Below are 24,555 nucleotides of genomic sequence, written 5' to 3' on the forward strand. Positions count from 1 at the left end.
AATAATGGAATTTGATGTTTTGTCATAAGGTGGAGGGATTTATGAGAGTGGATATGTATCACACGAAAATATTGAAGGCGCTGGAATCAGAAGATTACATTTCAGTGCGAAGAAGAGTGTTACGTCAATTAGTAGAATCGTTAATTTATGAGGGGATTATAACGCCAGTTCGTGTAGAGAAGGAAGAAAAAATTCTGTTTATTATACAAGGACTTGATGAAGAAAACAAAAGTGTTTCGTACCAATGCTACGGAAGAGAAAGAGTGACATTCGGACGTATCTCTTTAGACTCATTAATAGTAAGAGTCCAAGATGAACAACAAGAAATACAATCTGTGTCGCAATTTTTGGAAGAAGTTTTTCGAGTTGTTAACGTGGAACGAACTAAATTAGATTCTTTTATTTACGAATTAGAACAAACGATATTTAAAGACACGATTGCACAATATGAAAGAAATAATAAGGAAGAATACACTCGAAAATCTTACGATGAGTTTGAAAGTCATTTAATAGATGGCCATCCCTATCATCCTAGCTATAAAGCACGTATTGGCTTTCAATATCGTGATAATTTTCAATACGGATATGAGTTTATGCAGCCAATGAAACTCATATGGATTGCAGCTCATAAAAAATACACAAGTGTAGGTTATGAGAATGAAGTAATTTATAACAAAATTTTAATAGATGAGATTGGCGAGCGTAAATTAGAAGAGTTTATGGAACGAATTTACAGTGCGGGATGTAATCCAAAACAGTACGTGTTTATACCTATTCATCCTTGGCAGTGGGAGAATTTCATCATTCCGCATTATGCTGATCATATACAGGATAAATGTATTATTTATTTAGGAAAATCAGAAGATGATTATTGTGCACAACAATCTATGAGGACGTTAAGAAATGTTACGAATCCAAAGAAACCGTATGTAAAGTTATCGTTGAATATACTCAACACTTCAACACTCCGTACGTTAAAACCATATTCTGTTGTGAGTGCACCAGCTATATCGAATTGGTTACATGAGGTGGTAAGTCATGATTCGTATTTACGAGATGAATCACGCATCATTTTGTTAAATGAGTTTTCGAGTGTAACGTATGATACGAATAAGAAATCTGTATATGGTTCATTAGGATGTATTTGGCGCGAAAGCGTTCACAAACATTTAGATGAACAAGAGGACGCAGTGCCCTTTAACGGCTTATATGCAAAAGAGAAAGATGGTACACCAATTATTGATGCATGGTTAAAGAAATATGGAATAGAAAATTGGCTACAATTACTCATTCAAAAAGCGATAATACCGGTTTTACATCTTGTTGTAGAGCATGGAATTGCATTAGAATCACACGGGCAAAATATGATTTTCGTTCATAAAGAAGGAGTCCCTGTCCGTATTGCATTAAAGGACTTTCATGAAGGAATTGAGTTTTATCGTCCATTCTTGAAAGAAATTGACAAATGTCCGGACTTTACTAAAATGCATAAAACGTATGCAAATGGAAAAATGAATGATTTCTTTGAAATGGATCGTATCGAATGTTTGCAAGAGATGGTATTAGATGCACTTTTCTTATTTAACTTAGGAGAATTAGCTTTCGTACTTGCGGATGAATATGAATGGAAAGAAGAAAGTTTTTGGATGATGGTTGTTGAAGAAATTGAAAATCATTTAAGAAAATATCCACATTTGCAAGATAGGTTTGAAAACATTCAATTATACACTCCTACATTCTATGCCGAACAATTAACGAAGCGTCGTTTATATTTGGACGTGGAATCACTTGTTCATGAAGTCCCAAACCCATTATATAAAGCAAGGCAACTTATCATACAAAAATCAGTTGTTACAGGGGGAAATTATGCTAATCGTTAATAAACAAGAGTATAGCAAAAGTGATTTTGACTTGAGATTACAAGTTTATGAGGAAATGGAACAATTTCAAGAAGCAGAAGGAAATAGATTTGCGCTTTGTCTGAAAGATCCATTTGATATTATTACGCTTGTGTTGTTCTTAAAAGAAAAGAAATCATCAGTATTACTTATACACGAAGATACGCCAAAAGAAACGGCTATTGAAATGGCAAAACGTGCAAATTGTATCGGGATTTTATGTGGAGAATATGGCAGTTTTACGAAATTAGAAGTAGTGAACGCTTTACTAGAAGAGCCTTCTTTATTGCAATATAGTTCTGGAACAACAGGAGAACCGAAACTGATTCGTAGAGCCTGGACGGAAGTTGAAGCGGAAATTACTGCTTATAATGAAGCTTTAAACTGTGAAGTGGATGAAGTGCCGATCGTTATGGCTCCTGTTTCACATTCATATGGGCTAATATGTGGTACGTTATCTGCAATTACGAGGGGAAGCAAGCCTATCATCATTACGAATAAAAATCCTAAATTCGCATTAAATATAGTTCGCAATACAGAAAAACATATCATATATGCAGTACCACTTATGCTGCATATTATGGGGAGTTTCCCTCAGGGGACGTTTCAGTTTCATAAAATTATGACATCTGGAGCACCTTTGCCAGAAGCACTATTTCATAAACTAAAAGAAATGACAACATATATGATGCAGCAATACGGTTGTTCTGAAGCAGGTTGTATTAGTGTATGTCATGATATGAAAAGCCATTTAGATCTAGGAAATCCACTACCTCATGTGAGTATAAGCATAGGTTCAGATGAAAATACGCCTGAAGAAATCGTAGTGAAAATGAACGATAAGGAAATTTTTACGAAAGATTTGGGATATCAATCTGAGCATGGCCTTCATTTTATAGGGCGCATGGATGATGTTATTAATGTTTCAGGATTAAAAGTCTTTCCTATAGAGGTAGAAGAAATGATGCTTCGATTAGAAGGTGTCCAAGAGGTGATAGTATATCGAGGAAAACATCCCGTGATGGGCGAAATTGTGAAAGCGAAAGTGATCTCTCAAATAGATCCCGTGCAAATCAGGGAATGGTGTATGAAGCACTTACCGTCTTATAAAGTTCCGCATGAAATTGAAAGTGTAACTGAAATTCCGAAAAATAAGACTGGAAAAGTAAGTAGAAAGTTACTAGAGATGAGAGAGGTTACAGTATGAGACGTGAAACGTTAAAGAATGCAGTGTTGAAAATTATGACAGGAAAAATGGAACTGAAAAATGTAACGCATTTAGAAGAAATAATGCGCTTAAATCAAGATTTATATATAGATTCGGTCATGATGTTACAGCTCATCGTATACATAGAAATGGATTTGAAGTTATGTGTCCCAGAGGATGAGGTGGATCCAAAGGCATTTCTTACTGTAGGATCTTTACTTGATTTTATGGAGGATTTACAGCCGTTACAAGAAGTAAATATGAATAACTAACCTTGGAGAAAGTGGATGAGAGTATGACTTCAATAAAAGTGCACTGCTTAGTGAGTTGTTTTTGTGAAATTATAAAAAGGCGTAGTGATATAGATTTTCGTCCATTTTATTTTGGACTATGGGATGGAGATTTTGATATAACAGATGGCGGAATTATTTCATATCACTCCGAAAATATTAACCATGATCATTACTTACTTTGGTATGAAAAATTGTACGGTATTAAAGTGAGCGAATGGTATGATCATGAAAGAGATAAAAGTAGTAATGTAGAAACATTTTTAGAATTAGTAGAAAACAAGCCAGAGAATCGCTATGTAATTGTAATGGTTGATATGTCCTTATTACCTGAGAGGGAAAATAAATTCCATCAAAAACCGTTTCCACATTATTTAATGATATCGAAGACAGAGAAAGAAGAAGAATGGTTCATGTTAGATCCTGATTTTCGCTGGGAAGGGAATATGGAAAGAGAAAAAGTGCTTCACTCTGTTCAAGATAACCCTTTTGGTGGAGGATATTTCATTGATATAGAAGGAATTGGGGAGCCGACACAAGAAATGGTAGCTAGTTATTTCACGGAAACATTCAAAAAGAAGGAAAATGAATTAACTATGGAGCTGAAAAACTTAATTATAAAAATGGCAAATGAGGAAGAGGGGTATGAGCTTTCTAGGCTTGTAGCGGCAGTAAAACAAATTCCAGTACTTGCGATTCGTAAATATAGTTATGAGCATGCCTTTGCATACTTCCGTGAAACGTTACAATATTCAGAGCAAGAATTTGATTATTGGTGTGATCGAGTAGAAGATATTGTACAAGGATTTACAAATGTACAGTATCGTGCAATTAAAATGGCAATGACGAATAATAAAGGTATGCTAGTATCGATTGTTGAAAAACTGGATGAAATGAATGCAATTGAACTGCAAATTAAGGAAGAGTTAGAGAAACAATTTCTAGCGTGGAAAGCTATAAGAATAAATCAGTCTGTCGTAACTCTTTAAAAAGTTTACTGAATTTAAGATAAGGGAGTTTAAAGCTATGAAATATTCACTATGTACCATTTCATTTCGCCATCAATTAATTTCATTTACTGATATTGTTCAATTTGCATACGAAAACGGTTTTGAAGGAATTGAATTATGGGGGACTCATGCACAAAATTTGTATATGCAAGAGCGTGAAACGACAGAACGAGAATTGGCTTTTTTAAAGGATAAAAATTTAGAAGTTACGATGATTAGTGATTATTTAGACATATCCTTATCAGCAAATTTTGAAAAAACGATAGAGAAGTGTAAACAGCTCATAACGTTAGCGAATTGGTTTCATACAAACAAGATTCGTACGTTTGCCGGTCAAAAAGGGAGCAAAGACTTTTCGGTTCAAGAGAGGAAAGAGTATGTGAAGCGAATTCGCAAAATTTGTGATTTATTTGCTCAGCATAATATGTATGTACTGTTAGAAACACATCCAAATACGTTAACGGACACATTGCCTTCTACTATGGAATTATTGGAAGAAGTAAATCATCCGAATTTGAAAATAAACCTTGATTTTCTTCATATATGGGAGTCTGGTGCAGATCCAATAGACAGTTTCCAGCGGTTAAGGCCATGGATCCAACATTACCACTTTAAGAATATATCTTCAGCGGATTATTTACATGTGTTTGAACCTAATAATGTATATGCAGCAGCAGGAAGCCGAATTGGTATGGTCCCATTATTTGAAGGTATCGTAAATTATGATGAGATCATCCAAGAAGTGAAAGATACTAACTATTTTGCTTCACTGGAGTGGTTTGGCCATAATACGAAAGATATACTGAAAGAAGAAATAAAGCTATTAACAAATAGAGAATTAGAAGTAGTAACTTCATAAAGTGAAATGATGAAAGAGTCTCGTTTAGGAGACTCTTTTTTTATGTGAAAAAAATAACCAAAAATTACCATGTATTTAAATTCGATTTTGACACAATTTATATATAAATAAGGAGGTGATTGGTAATGGCTAGAAATCGTACTTCTAATCAATTAGCATCACATGGAGCACAAGCAGCTCTAGATCAAATGAAATATGAAATTGCACAAGAGTTCGGTGTACAACTTGGAGCTGATACTTCTTCTCGTGCAAACGGTTCTGTAGGCGGTGAAATCACAAAACGTCTTGTAGCGATGGCAGAACAACAGCTTGGTGGCGGATATACTCGCTAAGTGTAGAAGGTTATAGGAGAAAGGAAGGATCCTTCCTTTCTTTTTTATTTTCAATTAATTGGTATGGATATAAAACGAACTGGATTCAAAGAATAAAAATAATGCTATATTTTAGCCTATTTCTTTTGTTGTGAATGGAAGGTAGTAACCATGTAATAGCCCTGGTGGAATGAACATTACGTTCCACCAGGGTTATTACATGGTAAGAAATATATGATGAAAGGTTTAGAAATCAACATGTTAAAAAAAGAAAACTGTTGTTTAATTGCGCTTGCATCAGTTCCGCTTGTTATGACATTAGGGAATTCCATGCTCATTCCAATCTTGCCGACTATTGAAAAGAAATTACATATTTCATCGTTTCAAGTATCCATGATTATAACAATTTATTCTATCATTGCAATTGTGCTTATTCCGATTGCTGGTTATTTATCAGACAGATGGGGACGGAAGATGGTAATGGTTCCGAGTTTATTGATTGCAGCTATCGGAGGTGCGGTAACTGGCTGGGTATCATGGAAAGTTGATAATCCGTACACTTGGATACTTATCGGTAGAGCGATTCAAGGCATTGGCGCTGCTGGTGCTATGCCAGTTGTTATACCGTGTGTTGGTGATTTATACAAAGATGAAAAACAAGTTAGTACAGGTTTAGGAATCATTGAGACATCCAATACATTTGGAAAAGTACTCAGCCCTATTTTAGGATCTGCTCTGGCTGCCATTGTATGGTTTTTACCGTTTTGGGCCATTCCTGTTTTATGTGTAGTATCGATTGTTTTATTACTCGTACTAGTAAAGGCAAAAAAACAAGAAGGGGAAGTACCGCCATTAAAGGAATTTATTCAATCTATTATCTCCACGTTTCGAGAAAAGGGAAGATGGTTAATTGCCATTTTTATACTAGGTGCAATTATTATGCTTATTTTATTCGGAATTCTCTTTTATTTATCTACTATACTGGAGTCAAAGTATGACATTCATGGTATATGGAAAGGATGTGTAATTGCCATTCCTTTGCTTGTCTTATCTCTTAGTTCCTATTTGGCTGGTAAAAAAATTGGAGATAATCAAAATGTTATGAAGAAGTGTATTTATATTGGTTTTTTACTAGCGGCTACATCAGTCGTAATGCCTTTATTTGTGAAAGGGATTTATTTACTACTTCTTTGTCTCGTTATTATGGGAATAGGTATTGGTATGGCACTCCCATGTTTAGATGCCTTAATTACACAAGGGATTGAAAAGGAGCAGAGAGGAACGGTTACGTCATTTTATAGTTCAATGCGATTTATCGGTGTAGCAGCTGGACCGCCTCTATATTCTTTTTTCATGAAAGGGGCGGACCATGAAGTGTTTTATTTGACAAGTATTTTCGCTATTATTGGTGCTGTTATAGCAATGATTTGGATTAAACCAGCAAAAGATACAAAGATGGTAACATAGAACGCGGAACCGCTTTCATAATTACAAAGAGAATGGCATGATGTGTAATTAACATGCCATTCTCTTTATTTAGTTAAAAAATAACTTGTTTTAACATATAAAGTGCGACGCCCCAAATGATGACTCCTGAAACTTTATTTAATAATGCAAGTGTTTTTCCAGTTGAATCTAGCCTTTTTAAAAATTTACCAGCTAAAGCTAAGCAAATAAACCAAATCCAAGAAACAATAATTGTGGCAATTGTAAAAGCCCATTTGTCACTTCCTATGTATTGAATCGAATTTGTTCCAATTACACCGATCGTATCTAAAATTGCATGTGGATTTAATAACGAAACGGATGCAGCGAAAAGTATTTGTTTTTTTACTGGAATGCTTTCTTCTTGTTTTGCATCATTGGAAGGGTTACTTCTCCAAATAACAAGGCCCATATATATGAGAAAGAAAAATCCAATCACATATAACGTGTTAGTCAACCAGGAAAAAGTAAGGAGTATAAGGGAGACACCTTGTACTGCAATTAATATTAGTAACGTATCGCACATAGAGGCAGTTAATACTACAGGAGCTGCTCTCCAAATGTTTGGTTGGCTCGCACCTTGGTTAAAGACGAACACATTTTGGACGCCTAATGGAATGATAAGACCAAATGCAAGAATGATACCATGAATAATTGCTTCACCCATCATATTACCTCCTACTTAAATTCATTATGATAGTGTATATTGTATAGAAGAAATGAAAATTTGTATCCATCCATATGGTTGGGGAGGTCGCCAACCAAAAAGAATGTAAGGTGATATGATGGAAAGATTCGTTTGGAAACCGAATACGTCTCTAGCGACTCCTTTGTATAAACAAATAGAAACGTATATAAAAGAAAAAATTGTTAATGGAGAATGGACTATTGGAACGAGATTACCTTCCCAAAGAGATTTGGCACATACATTTGGTGTGAATCGAAGTACGATTGTCATGGCTTTTGATGAACTAGTCGCAAGGGGATACATTGAAGGGAATGGCAGGAAAGGAACAATTGTTGTAAATAATAATGAGAATGCTTCAACATACGCACCCCCGCCTAATTGGCAGTCTTATGTAGAAACAGGACTTCATTATCCGAATCTGCCTGCTATTCAAGAGATTAATCAAGCTGAGTTTTATCCGTATGTAATTCGTTTAGGAACAGGTGAGCTCGCGCCAAGTCTTTTACCTGAAAAAAAGACGAAAGTAGTAATGAATAAGCTTTTAAAATCAAACGTGATACTTGGGTATGAACAGCCAAAAGGTAATCTTAATTTAAGGAGGCAAATTGCGGACTATTTAAAAGGACATGGTATATATGTATCTCCTGACTCTATATTGATTGTTTCAGGAGCAATCCAAGCGCTTCAACTCATTTCTATTGGGCTTCTTCCGAAAGGAGCATCCATTTTATTAGAAAAACCATCATATTTATACTCTCTCAATGTTTTTCAATCAGCAGGAATACGTTTAATTGGAATGCCATTGGATGAGAGTGGGCTAGATGTGTCATATATTGCGAAATATAAGAAGCAATTTAATGCTTCTATTTTATATACAATTCCGTCTTTTCATAATCCAACGAATTTTAGCATGGATACGAAGAAGCGGACAGAAGTGATGGAGATATGCAATGAAATTGGATTGCCTATTATAGAGGACGCAGTGTATCAAGACTTATGGTTTGATGCCCCTATTTCGAAACCTTTAAAAGCATATGATAAAAATGGAATCGTACTACATATTGGAAGCATGTCTAAAGTAATTAGTCCTGGATTAAGAATTGGATGGATTGTTGGACCTGAGCCAGTCATTCAAAGATTGGCAGACATAAAAATGCAAACAGATTATGGATCGAGTTCTATATCTCAGCAAATTGCCACAGAGTGGTTTAAAGATGGATTGTATGAAGAACATTTACAGTTTGTAAGAGGTGAGCTTAAAAAACGTAGGGACTTTATGGTGAGTATGTTAAAGAAGTATTGTAGTGAAATAGCGACATGGTATGAACCGGCAGGTGGTTTTTATATTTGGTTACATATGAGTGTTCCGATTTCAAATCGTAGTTTATTTGACAAAGCTTTGAAAGAAAAGATTTTATTAAATCCGGGTACTTTGTATGATAGAAGTGCAAACCAATTTTTGCGTCTATCATATTCATACGCAACGTTAGAAGAAATTGAAGTAGGTATAAAGAAGCTTGCACAACTAATGAAAAAGTAAGAGGAGAAAATAATGAAACAATATGTAATTTGCCAAATTATTAATGGAGATAAATATTTAGCTGCTTATGCGGATACGAAGCAGGAAGCAATTGAAAAAGCAGAATTGTTAGGATTACGAACGGGAAATCGATACACCGTTATTACTGCGGAGGAAGCTGAAGGGCTAACATATCCTTAAGCAACGTATAATAATTATGTAGGAAGTAAATAAGCCTAGTAATATATAATATTACTAGGCTTATTTTTTTTGAAAGCGTTACGTGTTCGCGTATGAAAAATAATAGTATTATGAGTCAAGTTGACGGAAATACCGATTTGTTTTTCGATCCTGATTTCCGTTTCTATATTCATCAATATATTGACTGAAGTTCCAAGATTGTAAAAATTTATTCGCGGCGTTATAACCAGAATTGTAAAGCCACTCTTTTTCTTCCTTTGTTAACTCAAAGTTTGTACTTGTAATGGACCCTGTTGGAATTGTAATTGTTCTTGCTTTTGACTCCTTGTCTAAATGACGTAAATCATGAGCTTGCATCATTGTTTTAAATAGTCCTTTGAACATGGAGATAGGCTCGGTATAGTGGGCAGGATCAGCTTGAATTTCATCTTTTACAAAATGAAACCCAAAAGTTGGCCAGCGAGGAGAGGTAGGGGAGTCAAAAATCCAAATTGGGTAATTGCTTAAAATCCCTCCATCAACCATATAACAAGGTTGCTTCCATTTTGGGGTTCTCCATTTTACTGGTTCAAAGAAGAAGGGGATTGTACTGCTCATTCTTACAGCTTTAGCAATAGAGAAGCGATAATTTAAAAATCCGTAGTTTGGTAAGTCATCAGGAAAGATGACCATTTTACCGTTACTTATATCAGAAGCGATAATTTTAAGCTTATTTAAATCAGGTAAATCTGTAAATAAGTGAACGCCTTTTTTTCGAAGTAATTCTTCAATCCATTCTTCTATAAAGATATTAGAGTAAATACCAAGAGTAGTCCATGCGCTTAACCCCTTTCCGATAAACGGGATTCTGTCAATAAAGGTTCTCTTCGTAAATTTATTATAATCAATATCAGTTATAATCGTTTTTAACTCTGAACAAGAATATCCTGCTGCTAGGAGCGCAGCGATAATGGAACCAGCTGATGTTCCAGCTACACGCTCCCATTCATAGCCTTTTTCAGCTAACGCACAAATTGCCCCTACATGCGCAATTCCGCGTACACCGCCTCCTTCAAAAACACCATCAATCTTCATCAATCATACTTCCTTTCGAATAAAAGATTTGAAAATGGCAAAAAAGCACGTATTGTACGTGCTTTTTTACAATAGTTTTTAAGTTTACTAGCAGCCTACAAAGCCGCCCCAACAGCTAGCTCCGATGATGATTAGAAGGATAAATAAAACGATTAATAAAGCGAAACCTCCATAACCACATCCACCACAACTACCGCCGTAACCGTAACCGCCGTAACCGCCGCAACTATATCCGTAACCCATGTGGAATTCCTCCTTAAATTAAAAATGAAAATGAACGAGGGGAAAATGTACTGGAAGAAATAATGAACTATCATGTTTGTAGGAACAATGTATACTATGCTTTTTTAAACTTGTTCGCGTATGGAGGAAGAGCCCGTTTTTTGAAGGCTTGTTGTTTTTACAAAGAATGGAGTATAATTTTTGTGCAATGATACAAATAAGTATGTGAATATAAGGAGAATTTATGAATAAACAAATTGAAGTATTAATTGATAAATATGGACTGACACATTTAAAAGAGGAACTTATTAATACTGTATTTCCTTGTGTAAAAGTTGTGCCAAAGCAGGAGGAAACAGTTGCGATAGGTAGTTCGAAAATGGGGGGAGTTCCGGATTTACCGGATTCATTTGAATATCCAACATATAAAGGAAATCCGTTACAGTTTATCGCTCAATTTAATTTAAATGATTTACAAAATGTTGGTATGGAGCACAATCTTCCTAAGGCAGGAATGTTATACTTCTTTAGTATTGAAAATTATTTTGAAGAAGATGTAAATCCAAACGAGGCCGGGCGTGTACTTTATTATGATATCCCTGTAGAGCATTTACGAAGAGTAGATGAAGTTCAGGGGGAATTTAACCAATGTGCAATTTCATTTGAATTAACGTATAAATTGCCAGAGCTTTTCATTGAAGATGAGGCTGATTCAGATCGTTTCTTGCAATTACTTGAAGAGTTAATTCCAGACAACTACGATAATCACCAAATGTTTGGGGAGCCATTCTCTGTACAAGAAGAAGTATTACATGAAACAGGAGACTATATGGGGATAGACCCACAACAAATGACACTTTTATTCCAAATTGATTCAGATACTAAAAATTGTAATATGATGTGGGGAGATTTAGGAATGCTTTATTTCTGTATTGGAAATGAAGATTTGAAAAAACAACGTTTTGAAAATGCATGCTGCGTATTACAAACTTGTTAATGAAAAAGGTTGTTCTTGTAAAAAGAACAACCTTTTTATAATGTTAAATATGCATAATCTCATATGACCTATACGAAAAAGTATTGTATACTCTGAAACTATACGATACTTTTTCGTATAGTTATAGAATGTAAGGAGTGACAAAATGGGAAAGACAAGTAAGTATGTGGCAGCTACCCTACTTTGTTCAACTATCGTAATGGGAGGCTTACACGCGTCATCTGTATCATATGCAGCTACGAATTCAACTGTAGCGACTGCACAATCAGATGCAAAGTTGTTAAATGATTTTAGAAAAGAATTAAAAAAACAAATTGATAATCGAGAAGAAAATATTAAAATCACATATAAAACAAAAAATAAAAATGCTAGAAATATTATGGACCAATTGTATGGCGAGTTTAATAAAATTGTAGATGCAGATGAGTATATAAAATATAATGTAGCCTCTACTAAATACTCTATTAAAGGGCTACCAGGAAACTATACGTTTACACTGCAAGTGAAATATCGTGAATCGAAGGAACAAACGCAATATGTAAAATCTCAGGTGAAATCGATTATAGGATCAATTGTAAAACCGGGAATGGATGATCATGAGAAAGTGAAAGTTATTCATGATTACGTTGTAAAACATGTATCGTATGACACGTCTTATCAAGCATATACAGCATATGAAGCGTTAGCGAATCGTTCTGCCGTTTGCCAAGGATATGCATTATTAACATATGAGTTACTAAAAGAAGCGGGTATTCAAAATCATATTGTAACAGGTACAGGAAATGGACAAGCTCACGCCTGGAATTTAGTGAACATTGAAAATAAGTGGTACCACCTTGATACGACATTCGATGATCCAGTACCTGATAAAGCTGGGCACGTAACATATTCATATTTTAATATGTCTGATGAGCAATTAAGTAAAGATCATGAATGGGATCGTAGTAAATATCCAGCAGCAACTACAAGTTACTTTAGTGAATTAACAAACAAAATAAATACGGGTAGTTCAAAGACTGCTGCATATGAACAAATGTTAAAAGAAACAAATTTAAAATATTTGTCTGCACAATATGGGGCAGAAAATTACAGTGAATTTAAGAAAAAATTACAGCAACAATTCGCTTCTAAGCCAGAAAAGGTAGAAGTACGATATAAGCAGTCTATGGATGGAACAATGCAAGATATAAAGAAAGTGTTAAATGAGATAAATTGGCCAAAAGGTGCCAAGCGTGTATCTTATCAAGTGGCGCCTTATAGTGCAATGACAGGTTATTCATTAGCGACAATTACATTTACGTATTAAGGAATGAAAAAGAGCATCTGTAAAAGATGCTCTTTTATTATGCATTACTTCAAAAAACAGAATTATGTGATAAAATAAAAGTGGAAGGATGTGGAATCTAAATGAATTTGTTCGAGAATAATATATTTACATTGATATATACTTGTTTAGTAATTGGAATTATCGTTTTGTTTTTCCTATCATTTACTTTGTTTATAAAAAGATTATTGCAAAACAACGCCGCAAAGAAACAGCATGTGATGAATATGAACCAGAAGCTAGATCGAATTATTGAATTGCTTGAAAAAGATAAGAAGTAGCGATAAAAGATGTATGAAATGGGGAAGAGGATGGCTAATTATATAAAAGAATTACGTGAAAAAGTAGGGCATGATTATGTTTTTTTAAACTTTGCGGGTGGTTGTGTATTTAATAAAGAGGGAGAAGTATTACTGCAAAAAAGAGGTGACTTTAACGCTTGGGGGTTTCCTGGTGGTGCAATGGAAATCGGAGAATCTGCCGCAGAAACGGCGATTCGAGAAATAAAAGAAGAAACAGGTTATGATGTAGAAATAAATGAGCTTGTTGGAGTATATACAAAATATTTTCAAACATATCCAAATGGAGACAAAGCCCAGTCAATTGTGATAGTCTTTACATGCTCAATTGCCGGAGGAGAGAAAAAAATAGACGGTGATGAAACGTTGGATTTGAAGTTTTTCCCGTTGGACGAAATGCCCCCATTGTTCAATAAACAACATGAAGATTGCTTACAAGATTTACTGGAGAAAAGAATCGGGGTATATCGTTAAAACATAAAAAGAAGCTAAATGAGATTAGCTTCTTTTTTATGTTTTATTTCCACCAATCATCAAACATTGACGCTGGTACTTGTCTTTTATGTTCGCTCACTGTGTAACGTTTTTCGATTTTTTCAGCAACGTCAGCTGGAACTACTTTACCTTCTAGATAGTCATCTAATTGATCATATGTAATACCTAACTCTGTTTCATCAGCTTGACCTGGTTTTTCATCTAATAAATCAGCTGTTGGCATTTTTAAATAAAGTCGCTCGTCTGCACCTAATTCTTGTAGTAAAGCACGTCCTTGGCGCTTCGTTAATCCTGTTAATGGTAATAAATCTGCACCACCATCCCCGAATTTTGTAAAGAATCCTGTTACAGCTTCTGCAGCATGATCTGTTCCGATAACAAGAAGGCCGTTTTGTCCACCGATTGCATACTGTGTAACCATGCGAATACGCGCTTTCACATTACCTTTATTGAAATCAGTTAACGATTCACCTAATAAGTTTTCGTATTGATTTGAAAAGGCATCAACTGTTGAAGCAATATCAAAGGCAGTTGATTGATCAGCTTGAATAAATTGTAATGCTAATTGCGCATCATCTTCATCTTTTTGCACTTTGTAAGGAAGACGTACAGCGATAAATGTTGCGTTACCACCTTCGTTACGAATTTCTTCAACTGCAAGCTGTGCTAAGCGTCCTGCTAATGTAGAGTCTTGTCCGCCACTAATTCCAAGTACAAATCCTTTTGCACCTGTTTTTTTTACATAATCTTTTAAGAAATCGACGCGTTTACGAATTTCTACTTTCGCATCAATTACAGGCTGAACATGTAATGCTTTCATAATCTGTTCTTGTAATGTCATTATATTTTCCTCCTATTCATATTAAAGCTGTTAAAATTTTTATGTATATATTGGTACATACTTCTATCCTTTATTATTTCGCAAAACTAACGAATATACAATAGGATGCGTGTATGAATATGAATGTAGTCATTATAATGAAAGTGCAACGTATAAGCAATTTTTTAAACCTTTCAAAACTGTAAGGTTTTTGTCATTTGAATCGATGGAAGGTATTTCCGTACTTTACTAATATAAGAACATAGTTAGTAGAAGGGCGGAGAAGTAATATGAACATTAGAGAACTAGCATACCGGAATGTAACGCGAAATAGACGGACATATTCAGCCTATTTTTTGAGTAGCGCATTTGCTATTATGGCCTTTTTTGTGTATTCATTTTTTGCGTTTCATCCCGCATTAAGTGCAGGAGAATTGGGTCAGTACGTCTTCGTAAGTATGTCTTTTGCACAGTCTATTATTTACTTATTTACATTCTTCTTTATTTTATATTCAATGGGAATGTTTTTAAAAACGAGAAAGCGTGAACTAGGAATATTAATGATGTTAGGTATGACGAAATATCAATTAAAGCGTCTTATCTTTTTTGAAAATATTATGATTGGGATAGGGGCAATTATTTTTGGGATTTTTGCAGGAATGTTATTTTCCGGAATATTAATATTTGTAGCCCCGATGATATTAAAGCTAGATATTTCCTTAGCCTATTACATACCAATGAAAGCCATTGTTGTAACGAGTATTATGTTTTTCGTATTATTTATGATCATTTCATTGTTTAGTGCAGGAATGATTCGGAAGAATAAAATTATGAAATTGTTTAGAGGGTCAGCAGAAGCGAAGCCGGAACCGAAAGCATCCATTATTTCTTCTATATTAGCAGTCATACTGCTTAGTGCGGGATATACAGGAGCGCTTATGTCACACGGTGCGATGGTATTTTTTATGATGATTCCAGTTACAACGGTAGTCATCATTGGCACATATTTACTGTACAAGCAGTTGAGCGTATTTATTATTCGACTATGTAAAAAAAGTAAACGTTTCTACTGGACACAGACAAATATTATTACTTTATCAGATTTAGCGTACCGGATGAGAGATAATGCAAGAATGTTCTTTATTGTGACGATTATTTCAACTGTAGCATTTTCAGCAATAGGTACATTAGTTGGCTTTGCTTCAATGACGAAAGAAATTATGGAGAGACCGATTGCGTTTCACTATCATTCTAAGCAAGGAAATAGTAATGAATCACAGCATATACAAATGATTGACGAAGGATTAAAGAAATATAATATAGCAGCTTCAAAAACGAATATTTCAACGAAAAAAACGGAGGAGCAGTCGTTAAGAAGCGCCACCTTTATAAAGGAATCAGACTATAAGGAATATGCAAAGTTAACAGGAGAAACCATTAATACGGTATCAAATAAAGAAGCTTTATTTTTGTCAGTCGATATACCAGGACCTCCGATGAAAGAAAGAAATGAAATTACATTACCAAATATGAATGAATCTTTAAAAGTGAAAAAAGTTAATACTTCTTCATTAAGTAAAATACTGAGAGGAAACGTTTATGTAATCTCTAACAAACAGTATGATGCATTACAAGATGAATTTAAAGAGGCAAGAGATTATGTATACAAAACAGAAGGAACGAAAGATGAAATTGAGGTTGGTAAAGAACTCACTAATCAGATGAAGCCTTATGAAGAACATATAATGTTTAGTGCAGAAGAGTACGAACAAAACCAAAGTTTACAAATTGCAGGACCTATTTTATTTGTAGGTTTCTTTATCGGAATTGTATTTTTCATTTGTGCAGGAAGCTTTCTTTATTTTCGTTTATTCTCCGATTTAGAGGACGATACTCGCTTGTTCGAAATGATTCGAAAAGTGGGGTTAACGGGCGGGGAATTATCGAAAGTAGTCACAATCCGTTTAGCACTTTTATTCTTCGTACCAATCGGCGTTGCAACATTACATGGAGCAGTGGCGTTAACTGCGCTAGGGCATATGTTTGAGTACTCACTGTTTAAAGAAAATGCGATTGTATTAAGTATTTTCATAGGGATCCAAGTTGCATACTTCTTACTTATAAGATCTCGTTATTTAAAACAATTGAAAGAGAGATTACGTATGCGATAACTGTGTTTTTTTGACTTGAGTACAAAAATTTATAAAAAGAGACAAGCATTACCAAATGGTGATAAAATGGAAATAGCGAGGTGGGAAAATTAATAGAGAGTAAGGGGGGAGTAATATGAAAGCAACAGGAGTTATTCGAAAAGTAGACGAACTAGGAAGAATTGTTATTCCTAAAGAATTACGAGATGTATTAGGGATACAAATCAAATCACCACTTGAAATTTTCGTAGAAGAAGACAAAGTCATTTTACAAAAATATCAACCTTACAATGCTTGTCAAATAACAGGTGATGTTTCAGACCAGAACATTTCATTAGCAAATGGAAACATTACTGTTAGTATAGATGGAGCGAAACATGTAATAAAAGAGATAGAGAAATTTTTAAACAAGAGTGAGGTTTAGTCTTCAATTATATTATTTTAAAAGATCAAATTGTATTCTTTTAAAAGACTATGAAAGGACCATAAATTGGTCCTTTTATTTTTGCTAGTAGTTGAATCACAAGAGAAATAAAAAGTAGTAAAAAGTTAGTAAGTAATATTGAGAAATATTTGAAATAAAGGAGAAGAGAACGGATAAAACGAATGTTACGTTTAAACGTATTCAAAAGTGGTCTGAAATGAAAATAATACATTTTCAGGAGGGATTACGATGAACAATAGTACAGCGAATAAACAAAAAGGTATACAGTTGATTCCTTTTACCGTAAACAAGGTGGTTGAACAAGTAAATGAAATTCCACCAGGTGTACAACTAATTCACGCTCCACAAGTATGGGAGAAGAGTGCGAAAGGAAAAGATATTGTCGTTGCCGTTTTAGATACAGGGTGTGATATCAACCATATAGATTTAAAAGATCGTATTATTGGTGGAAAGAATTTCACGAAAGATTATGAAGGTAATCCAAATATTTATCTTGATAATAACGGACACGGTACTCATGTAGCTGGAACGATTGCAGCGACTGAAAATGGTGTCGGTGTGTTAGGTGTGGCACCACATGCTAAAATGTTAGTATTAAAAGTTTTAGCGGGAGATGGTTCTGGAAGTTATGAGCAAATTATTGAGGCTATTCAGTATGCTGTAAATTGGAGAGGGCCGAATAAAGAGAGAGTGAGAATCATTTCAATGTCACTTGGTGGTCCGCAAGACGTTCCGGAATTACATGAAGCAATTCAAAATGCGGTAAGGCAAGATGTTCTCGTTGTATGTGCTGCTGGAAATAATGGGGATTGTGATGATGACACAGAGGAACTTGACTTCCCAGGTGCTTACTCTGAGGTAATTGAAGTTGGTGCAGTCAATTTAGAGCGGAAAATTGCTTGTTTTAGTAATTCAAATCAAGAAATTGATTTAGTAGCGCCAGGTGATGAAATATTATCTACGTATCCAGAGGGGAAATATGCTGTATTAAGTGGAACTTCAATGGCGACACCACATATTGCTGGAGCATTAGCACTTCTTATTAAGCAGTGCGAGAGAGAATATGGTAGAAAGTTATCAGAGCCAGAAATATATGCACAACTAATAAAAAGAACTGTACCTTTAGGGTATGAGCGTACATCTGAAGGGAACGGATTAATAGATTTATTAAAAGAATAGCCATACTAAAAAACTTCTCATATGAATATGGGAAGTTTTTTAGTATGGCTCTGTCGCATGTAATACAACTTGTAACAAACCAGGGAATCTAGTATTTAAATCTTCTTCGCGAATTGAAATAAAACGTTGTGTTCCTTCAAGACGTGTATACATAACACCTGACTCACGTAAAACTTTAAAATGGTGAGATAAAGTTGATTTCGCAATTGGAATGTTTAACGAACCACAAGATTGTTCATTTTTCTCTAATAACATATTTACAATTTGTAAACGAATTTGATCACTAAGTGCATATAAGACAGAAGAGAATTGAATTTCTTCTCGATTTGGATGATAGAGTGTACGCATTTTTTCACCTGCTTGTATAAGTTAAGTTATTTGCACTATAACATATAAAATGGTATATTTCTATTGTTCGATTATATTCGAACAATAGAAATATAGGGGGAGAATAAATGAAGTATACAAAATTGCAAAAGGCAGGACTAAATATTTCTAAGTTGGGGTTAGGAACGAATGCTGTAGGGGGACATAATTTATATGCTGATGTGAATGAGGAAGAAGGAAAACGATTAATAAAAGAAGCTATTCAGCAAGGAATAACATTTTTTGATACAGCGGATTCATACGGTTTTGGTAGATCAGAAGAATTAGTAGGTGAGGTATTGAAGGGAAAACGCCACGATTTTGTACTTGCTACAAAAGGTGGAATTCAGCCGTTATTAAATGGAGAAACGTATATTAATAATGAACCAAGCTATTTAAGAAATGCTGTGGAAAATAGTTTAAGAAGATTACAGACTGACTATATTGATTTATATTATTTACACTTTACAAATTCTGAAACAAGTTACATAGATTCAATCGGTGAGCTTACTCGTCTAAAAGAAGAAGGTAAAATTCGTTCAATTGGAATATCAAACGTAAACATAGAACAATTAAAAGAAGCGAATCAACATGGTTATATAGATGTAGTACAATCGCCTTACAACATGTTAGATCGTACTGCTGGGGAAGAACTATTGCCGTATTGTATAGAAGCTGGTATTTCATTTATTCCGTATGGACCTCTTGCCTTTGGAATACTAGGTGGTAAATATACAGAAGATTTTAAATTAAATGAAGGTGATTGGCGCAAAAGTGTAAATCTATTTGAAGAAAATACATATAAGAATAACTTTAAGAAAGTGGAAGAGTTAAAAGGGTTAGCTGAAGAAAAGAATATCGAAGTATCGCATTTAGCTTTAGCGTGGTTATTAAACAAACAAGGAATTGATACTGTTATTCCTGGAGGAAAGCGGGCAGAGCAAATAAGAGAAAGTGTAAGAGCGATGGATGTTTCATTGAATGAACAGGACATGAAACAGATTGAATCGATATTAGAAGTATAGTCAGAAAGAGGGGGAGATGCTAAACTCCCTTTTTTATACTCTATAAATAGCATATAGTATAAAAAATATTAATTGACGTATTTTACGAGCGTAGCGATTAGAAAAAATGGTCCGTTCACTTGGAGGAGAGTTAAAACGGGAATTTCGAACAAATAAAAAATCCCTATAGAGATAGGGATTTATATATCGGCATATCGTTCCTTGGAAAAGGATGTACTTAGTTTACCATATTGAAATATAAGTATTTGTGAAATAGATGTGAAACTAATGTGAAAAATGATTATGGTGAAAATTCTGGTAAATAAAAAGCACTGTTTTAGTTACATTAACTAAAACAGTGCTTTTCTCTTTGATTGTACAGTTGCTGCATTTTCATCATGTATGCCTGCTTCTTTAATAATTCGTTGTTTTGCTTTATTTAATAGGTGGTTTACTGATTCGCCGAAATAGTTCGCTTCGCTTTTTGTGCGGGCTTCTCGTAAACATTTATAGTTTTCTAGCAGTTCCTCTTTTTCGGAGTTTGTTAAGAAATCTTCTATTTTCTTTTTTGTCATACGAAACACCCTTTCTTCTGACAAACGACGCAATAGAAAATATTTATTTTTCATTATAACAATAATTTAAAAAGAAAGTATATACTAACGTCGCAATAATTTGTCAATTTCTTGAATCTTCTCATCAGCTTTTCCAATTTGCGTATTTTTAGCCTGCTCACCACCAAGAGCCTGGTGAAGTAAGAACGTTTGGCCAGAAATAGCAGTCACAATGGACACCTTGATTATTTCTTTTATTAAGGTGGCATCGAATAAAACGAGTCCGAGAAGTGCAGCTAGGCAGCCGGTAAAAATATCAGTTAAAAAACCAAAATGAAAAAAAGTTTTCAAACGGCGTGGAAGCAATAACTTACCTTGGTTATTGATTAGATGGGAAACGAAGCCGGTAATGCCACCAACGAGAACAGCAGTTAGCCATTGATACATTTCCATCGAATCCACTCCTTTTAGTGAATAAGATTCGATTTTTACATATTGATTCCTTTTCATATTTCATATAACCATATTGAGAAAGTTTGTTTGGGTATATTACGCATTCAATTTAATTATAACGGAAGATTCCGATACATTTTAGTTATATTATATGAAGCGCTTTTACTATTAACCAACACTATATTTGGTTTTATGTACTAGAAGATGAGATTAGTCATCGTGGACAAATTAGAATGTTGATAAATTGTTTGAAAATTACATTAAATAAAGTAGCTTTTTAATGAGATATTCCATATAATGAGAGTAATTAAAATAAGATCGGGGTGATGTATTATGGTGAATTTGACTTATATGAATCATAAACAAAATACAGAGGTGGATGGAAAGGGAGATACGATATAAATGAGCGCACTATCCTTCCACTCTGCTTAAACTAGGGAGGATGTCAATTTGAATCAAAATATTTTAGAATCGTTCGGCTGGGATTCTTTTTTTGAAGAACAAGCTGTAGAGAACTTTGAAGTAGGTCGTATTTTACTTGAACACAAGCATATATATCGCATGATTTGTAACGATGGTGAATATATGGCAGAACTGTCTGGAAAGTTTCGTCATGAAGCGTTAACGAAGGGAGATTATCCAGCAGTTGGTGATTGGGTATATATAAAGAAAATAGAGAATGAAAAGAAAGCGATTATTCATCGTATTTTTCCGCGAAGAAGCTCTTTCTCAAGACAAGAAGCTGGTAACCGAACGGAAGAACAGATTATAGCAGCAAATGTAGACTATCTATTTTTAGTAAATGCACTTAACCATGATTTTAACGTAAGAAGGATGGAACGTTATTTATTATTAGCATATGAAAGTGGTGCAATGCCTGTTATTGTTTTAACGAAGAGTGGTTTATGTAATGATGTGGAACAGAAAATTGTAGAAACGGAAGCTGTTGCAATTGGTGTTCCGATCTTCGTTGTTGATAGTTTAGAACATATAGGTATTCAGTCGTTGCGACAATTTGTTGCTTCAGGAAAAACAATTGCTTTAGTCGGATCATCTGGGGTTGGAAAGTCCACTTTGTTAAATGCACTTATAGGACTTGAAGTAGCAAAAACGGGAGATATTCGTGAAGAAGATAGTAAAGGAAGACATACGACAACTCATAGAGAGTTATTTCAATTGCCAAGTGGTGCTCTCGTAATTGATACTCCTGGTATGAGGGAGTTACAGCTTTGGGAAGGAAGCGATGCAATTCAAACAACATTTTCTGATATTGAAGAACTAGCAACAACATGCCGTTTCCGGGATTGTAAACATGAGAATGAACCAGGATGTGCGGTACATCATGCAATAAATAACGGACTTATTACGATAGAGCGTTTGCAAAGTTATAAAAAGTTGCAAAGAGAATTGGCGTATTTTATAAGAAAACAAGATGCGATTCTTGCAAGGGCAGAGCGTGATAAGTGGAAAAAACTTTCTAAACAGTATAAAAAAATGTGAAAAACCAAAGGATTGTTCCTTTGGTTTTTTTTGTATTTGTAAATTTTATAATAATATTATTCGTATATATGGACAAAGAGAAATTAATTGTTTAAACTTTACAAAGTGTTCATCGTAATAGGATATAAAAATAGTAACTAGAGATTGGGATGAATTAACAATTTAATCAATTGAATTTTACAAGTAGGAGGTACGGAATGGGGAAACTATTAAATTGGTTTCGTAATATGAAAGTAGCCAAAAAGCTATTGATTTCATTTTTGGTTATTTTAATTGCGGCTGTTTCTATTATTGGAGGCATGTCTTATCAAACGGCTAAAAAGAATTTTGAAACACAAATAATGAGCAGTGCTCAAGATAATATAAAGATATTAGATAATTTGATTAATCAAATGATTGAAGCGAAATTTAATGATGTGAATAGTTTTGCACGGATAATTCAAGGTAATATGTATCAAGGAGATAATCAAGATGAGCTAAGGGAAACGTTATCACAATATACCAATTTAAATAAAGATGTTGAACAAGTATATGTTGCTGGGAATGATAAAAAGTTTGTACAAGAACCAAATATACAAATGGCAGCAGATTATGACCCAACAGAGCGTTCTTGGTATAAAGATGCAGTTGCAAAACAAGGTGGTATTGTAATTACTGAACCGTATAAGGCGCAAGGAAATGGACATTTTGTCGTAACGATTGCAAAACAAACAGAAGATAAAAGTGGCGTTGTTGGGGTAGATTTAAGCTTAGATAATTTATTGAAAACAACAAAGTTAATCAATATTGGTAAAAAAGGATATGCGTTCATTTTAGACGGAAAACAAAAAATAATTGCACATCCCCAAGAAAAATCGGGGGAGAGAGCAGCTGATTCTTGGGCGAAGAAAATTTATGAAGATAATCACGGTACTTTTTCATACACATATGACAATAGTGAAAAGAAAATGGTATTTGCTACAAACGTAAAAACGGGTTGGAAAATTGCTGGAACGATGTACTCTAATGAAGTAATTGAAGCTGCTCAACCTGTATTTTATAATATGTTAATTGTTATGAGTATTTCACTAGTTGTCGGAGGAGCACTTATTTATTTCGTGACACTTTCTATTACAAAACCTTTAAAGAGATTAGTTGTCACGTCTAAAGAGATAAGTGAGGGAGATTTAACGCAAACAATTGAGATTCACTCTAATGATGAAATTGGTCAACTTGCAAAAGGTTTTAATGAGATGACAAATTCGTTACGAACGTTAATTGGAAGAATTAATGATTCAGCTGGGCATGTTGCAGCGGCATCAGAAGAGTTAACTGCAAGCGTAAGACAAGCGAGTGAGGCAACGGAGCAAATTACAATGGCAATGGATGAAATCTCAAGTGGGGCAACAACGCAAACATCAAGCGTGGAGAATGGTGCTATGTTATTGTTTAGTGTAACAGAAGGTATTCAGCATATAGCAAATAGTTCCTCATCTATTAATACGGCTTCTACTCATACTCGTGAAAAAGCAGAAGATGGTGGAAAGTTAGTAGGGAAAACAGTAAATCAAATGCAGTCTATTGTAGAATCTGTTTCGCAATCAGATGCAGTTATACAGTTGTTAAATAATAAATCAAAGCAAATTGGTGATATATTAGAAGTGATCCAAAATATTGCAGATCAAACAAATTTACTAGCTTTAAATGCTGCAATTGAAGCTGCGAGAGCTGGTGAACACGGAAGAGGATTTGCAATTGTTGCAGATGAAGTACGTAAATTGGCAGAGCAATCTAGCGTATCTTCCAGTGAAATTGGTAAATTAATAGGTGAAATACAAGATGATATGAGTAAGACAGTAAAATCTATGAATCATGTAAATGAAGAAGTTCATTCCGGACTAGTTATCGCAAATGAAACGAAGAAAAATTTTGCAGAAATTTTAAAATCTACAAATGAAATAGCCGATCAAATTAAGACGATGGTTGAAACGGCAAATGGAATGTCAAAAGGTGCGAATGAAGTATCTATTTCTGTAAGCCAAATTGCAATGACAGCACAGAATAATGCAACAAGTACACAAAACGTTGCAGCGTCAGCAGAAGAGCAACTAGCTTCAATGGAGGAAATTGGTTCTGCGGCTGGTACGCTTTCTCAAATGGCTGAAGAGTTGCAAGTATTAATTGAAAGATTTAAAGTTTAACAGAGAACAGACTGTCTCCCGAAAT

At 34.5% G+C, this 24,555-nt stretch carries 26 protein-coding genes; 19 read left to right on the forward strand and 7 right to left on the reverse strand.

Going from position 1 to position 24,555, the window contains the following annotated elements; all coding sequences use genetic code 11:
- The first annotated feature begins 41 nt into the window (after positions 1–41).
- The 7 genes from COE49_RS09925 to bcbE all read left to right on the forward strand — a co-directional run bounded on the left by COE49_RS09925 (position 42) and on the right by bcbE (position 7,042).
- Entirely contained in the window at positions 42–1,880 is a 1,839-nt protein-coding gene (locus COE49_RS09925; RefSeq protein ID WP_098252251.1) for an IucA/IucC family protein, read from the forward strand.
- Positions 1,867–3,105, forward strand: coding sequence for an AMP-binding protein (locus COE49_RS09930; RefSeq protein ID WP_088230556.1), 1,239 nt, complete (start codon positions 1,867–1,869; stop codon positions 3,103–3,105). Before COE49_RS09925 ends, COE49_RS09930 begins: the two co-directional genes overlap by 14 nt.
- Complete coding sequence (gene asbD / locus COE49_RS09935) at positions 3,102–3,377, forward strand: petrobactin biosynthesis protein AsbD (RefSeq protein ID WP_088230555.1); 276 nt, start codon at positions 3,102–3,104, stop codon at positions 3,375–3,377. Before COE49_RS09930 ends, asbD begins: the two co-directional genes overlap by 4 nt.
- Before the next feature lie 23 nt (positions 3,378–3,400).
- Positions 3,401–4,384: a DUF6005 family protein gene (locus COE49_RS09940; RefSeq protein WP_141524731.1), complete on the forward strand. Its 984-nt coding sequence runs from the start codon at positions 3,401–3,403 to the stop codon at positions 4,382–4,384.
- Between the two features lie 37 nt (positions 4,385–4,421).
- Positions 4,422–5,264, forward strand: coding sequence for a sugar phosphate isomerase/epimerase family protein (locus COE49_RS09945; RefSeq protein WP_088230553.1), 843 nt, complete (start codon positions 4,422–4,424; stop codon positions 5,262–5,264).
- Positions 5,265–5,389: 125 nt separating this feature from the next.
- Positions 5,390–5,596 carry an alpha/beta-type small acid-soluble spore protein gene (locus COE49_RS09950; protein WP_088230552.1) on the forward strand — a complete coding sequence of 69 codons (207 nt, stop codon included), beginning with the start codon at positions 5,390–5,392 and terminating at the stop codon, positions 5,594–5,596.
- A gap of 237 nt (positions 5,597–5,833) precedes the next feature.
- The gene (bcbE, locus tag COE49_RS09955; RefSeq protein ID WP_140417351.1) at positions 5,834–7,042 is read left to right on the forward strand and encodes a bacillibactin exporter BcbE; all 1,209 of its coding nucleotides are present in this window, start codon (positions 5,834–5,836) and stop codon (positions 7,040–7,042) included.
- A gap of 73 nt (positions 7,043–7,115) precedes the next feature.
- On the opposite strand, the gene COE49_RS09960 is transcribed toward bcbE, so the two are convergent.
- On the reverse strand, positions 7,116–7,727 hold the full coding sequence (locus COE49_RS09960; protein WP_088230550.1) for a LysE/ArgO family amino acid transporter: 612 nt from the start codon (positions 7,725–7,727) through the stop codon (positions 7,116–7,118).
- A 118-nt stretch (positions 7,728–7,845) separates the two neighbouring features.
- Between COE49_RS09960 and COE49_RS09965 the strand changes: the two genes are divergently transcribed.
- Positions 7,846–9,288: an aminotransferase-like domain-containing protein gene (locus COE49_RS09965; RefSeq protein WP_098945895.1), complete on the forward strand. Its 1,443-nt coding sequence runs from the start codon at positions 7,846–7,848 to the stop codon at positions 9,286–9,288.
- Positions 9,289–9,300: 12 nt separating this feature from the next.
- Positions 9,301–9,468 carry a DUF3933 family protein gene (locus COE49_RS09970; protein ID WP_000816374.1) on the forward strand — a complete coding sequence of 56 codons (168 nt, stop codon included), beginning with the start codon at positions 9,301–9,303 and terminating at the stop codon, positions 9,466–9,468.
- 108 nt (positions 9,469–9,576) lie between these two features.
- Here COE49_RS09970 and COE49_RS09975 read toward each other — a convergent pair whose 3' ends face one another.
- Positions 9,577–10,542 carry a patatin-like phospholipase family protein gene (locus COE49_RS09975; protein WP_088230549.1) on the reverse strand — a complete coding sequence of 322 codons (966 nt, stop codon included), beginning with the start codon at positions 10,540–10,542 and terminating at the stop codon, positions 9,577–9,579.
- Positions 10,543–10,629: 87 nt separating this feature from the next.
- Entirely contained in the window at positions 10,630–10,785 is a 156-nt protein-coding gene (locus COE49_RS09980; RefSeq protein ID WP_000540424.1) for a YjcZ family sporulation protein, read from the reverse strand.
- A 223-nt stretch (positions 10,786–11,008) separates the two neighbouring features.
- Here COE49_RS09980 and COE49_RS09985 point away from each other — a divergent pair, with 223 nt between their 5' ends.
- The 4 genes from COE49_RS09985 to COE49_RS10000 all read left to right on the forward strand — a co-directional run bounded on the left by COE49_RS09985 (position 11,009) and on the right by COE49_RS10000 (position 13,858).
- Positions 11,009–11,761 (forward strand): YwqG family protein, encoded by a 753-nt coding sequence (locus COE49_RS09985; protein WP_088230548.1) that lies wholly within the window; start codon positions 11,009–11,011, stop codon positions 11,759–11,761.
- Between the two features lie 145 nt (positions 11,762–11,906).
- Positions 11,907–13,067, forward strand: coding sequence for a transglutaminase domain-containing protein (locus COE49_RS09990; protein ID WP_088230547.1), 1,161 nt, complete (start codon positions 11,907–11,909; stop codon positions 13,065–13,067).
- 101 nt (positions 13,068–13,168) lie between these two features.
- Complete coding sequence (locus COE49_RS09995) at positions 13,169–13,366, forward strand: DUF4083 domain-containing protein (RefSeq protein WP_088230546.1); 198 nt, start codon at positions 13,169–13,171, stop codon at positions 13,364–13,366.
- Between the two features lie 30 nt (positions 13,367–13,396).
- Complete coding sequence (locus tag COE49_RS10000) at positions 13,397–13,858, forward strand: NUDIX hydrolase (RefSeq protein ID WP_088230545.1); 462 nt, start codon at positions 13,397–13,399, stop codon at positions 13,856–13,858.
- A gap of 43 nt (positions 13,859–13,901) precedes the next feature.
- Here the strand turns inward: COE49_RS10000 and nadE are convergent, their stop codons facing one another.
- Positions 13,902–14,720 (reverse strand): ammonia-dependent NAD(+) synthetase, encoded by an 819-nt coding sequence (gene nadE, locus COE49_RS10005; RefSeq protein ID WP_088230544.1) that lies wholly within the window; start codon positions 14,718–14,720, stop codon positions 13,902–13,904.
- Positions 14,721–14,989: 269 nt separating this feature from the next.
- Here nadE and COE49_RS10010 point away from each other — a divergent pair, with 269 nt between their 5' ends.
- The 3 genes from COE49_RS10010 to COE49_RS10020 all read left to right on the forward strand — a co-directional run bounded on the left by COE49_RS10010 (position 14,990) and on the right by COE49_RS10020 (position 18,473).
- Positions 14,990–16,870 (forward strand): ABC transporter permease, encoded by a 1,881-nt coding sequence (locus tag COE49_RS10010; protein ID WP_088230543.1) that lies wholly within the window; start codon positions 14,990–14,992, stop codon positions 16,868–16,870.
- Positions 16,871–16,985: 115 nt separating this feature from the next.
- Positions 16,986–17,273 (forward strand): AbrB/MazE/SpoVT family DNA-binding domain-containing protein, encoded by a 288-nt coding sequence (locus COE49_RS10015; protein WP_088230542.1) that lies wholly within the window; start codon positions 16,986–16,988, stop codon positions 17,271–17,273.
- 249 nt (positions 17,274–17,522) lie between these two features.
- Positions 17,523–18,473, forward strand: coding sequence for a serine protease (locus COE49_RS10020; RefSeq protein ID WP_088230541.1), 951 nt, complete (start codon positions 17,523–17,525; stop codon positions 18,471–18,473).
- 39 nt (positions 18,474–18,512) lie between these two features.
- Here the strand turns inward: COE49_RS10020 and COE49_RS10025 are convergent, their stop codons facing one another.
- Positions 18,513–18,821, reverse strand: a complete 309-nt coding sequence (locus tag COE49_RS10025; protein WP_088230540.1) for an ArsR/SmtB family transcription factor — start codon at positions 18,819–18,821, stop codon at positions 18,513–18,515.
- A 107-nt stretch (positions 18,822–18,928) separates the two neighbouring features.
- Between COE49_RS10025 and COE49_RS10030 the strand changes: the two genes are divergently transcribed.
- Positions 18,929–19,864 carry an aldo/keto reductase gene (locus tag COE49_RS10030; RefSeq protein WP_088230539.1) on the forward strand — a complete coding sequence of 312 codons (936 nt, stop codon included), beginning with the start codon at positions 18,929–18,931 and terminating at the stop codon, positions 19,862–19,864.
- 329 nt (positions 19,865–20,193) lie between these two features.
- On the opposite strand, the gene COE49_RS10035 is transcribed toward COE49_RS10030, so the two are convergent.
- A complete protein-coding gene (locus COE49_RS10035; RefSeq protein WP_140417343.1) occupies positions 20,194–20,418 on the reverse strand; it encodes a hypothetical protein in 225 nt (74 codons plus the stop codon).
- A gap of 84 nt (positions 20,419–20,502) precedes the next feature.
- Positions 20,503–20,850 (reverse strand): DUF4257 domain-containing protein, encoded by a 348-nt coding sequence (locus tag COE49_RS10040; RefSeq protein WP_002118502.1) that lies wholly within the window; start codon positions 20,848–20,850, stop codon positions 20,503–20,505.
- A gap of 450 nt (positions 20,851–21,300) precedes the next feature.
- Here COE49_RS10040 and rsgA point away from each other — a divergent pair, with 450 nt between their 5' ends.
- The gene (gene rsgA / locus COE49_RS10045) at positions 21,301–22,350 is read left to right on the forward strand and encodes a ribosome small subunit-dependent GTPase A (protein ID WP_088230537.1); all 1,050 of its coding nucleotides are present in this window, start codon (positions 21,301–21,303) and stop codon (positions 22,348–22,350) included.
- Positions 22,351–22,547: 197 nt separating this feature from the next.
- On the forward strand, positions 22,548–24,530 hold the full coding sequence (locus tag COE49_RS10050) for a HAMP domain-containing methyl-accepting chemotaxis protein (RefSeq protein WP_098252254.1): 1,983 nt from the start codon (positions 22,548–22,550) through the stop codon (positions 24,528–24,530).
- Positions 24,531–24,555: the final 25 nt, after the last annotated feature.

Source organism: Bacillus sp. AFS029637 (genome assembly GCF_002584985.1).
GTDB lineage: Bacteria > Bacillota > Bacilli > Bacillales > Bacillaceae_G > Bacillus_A.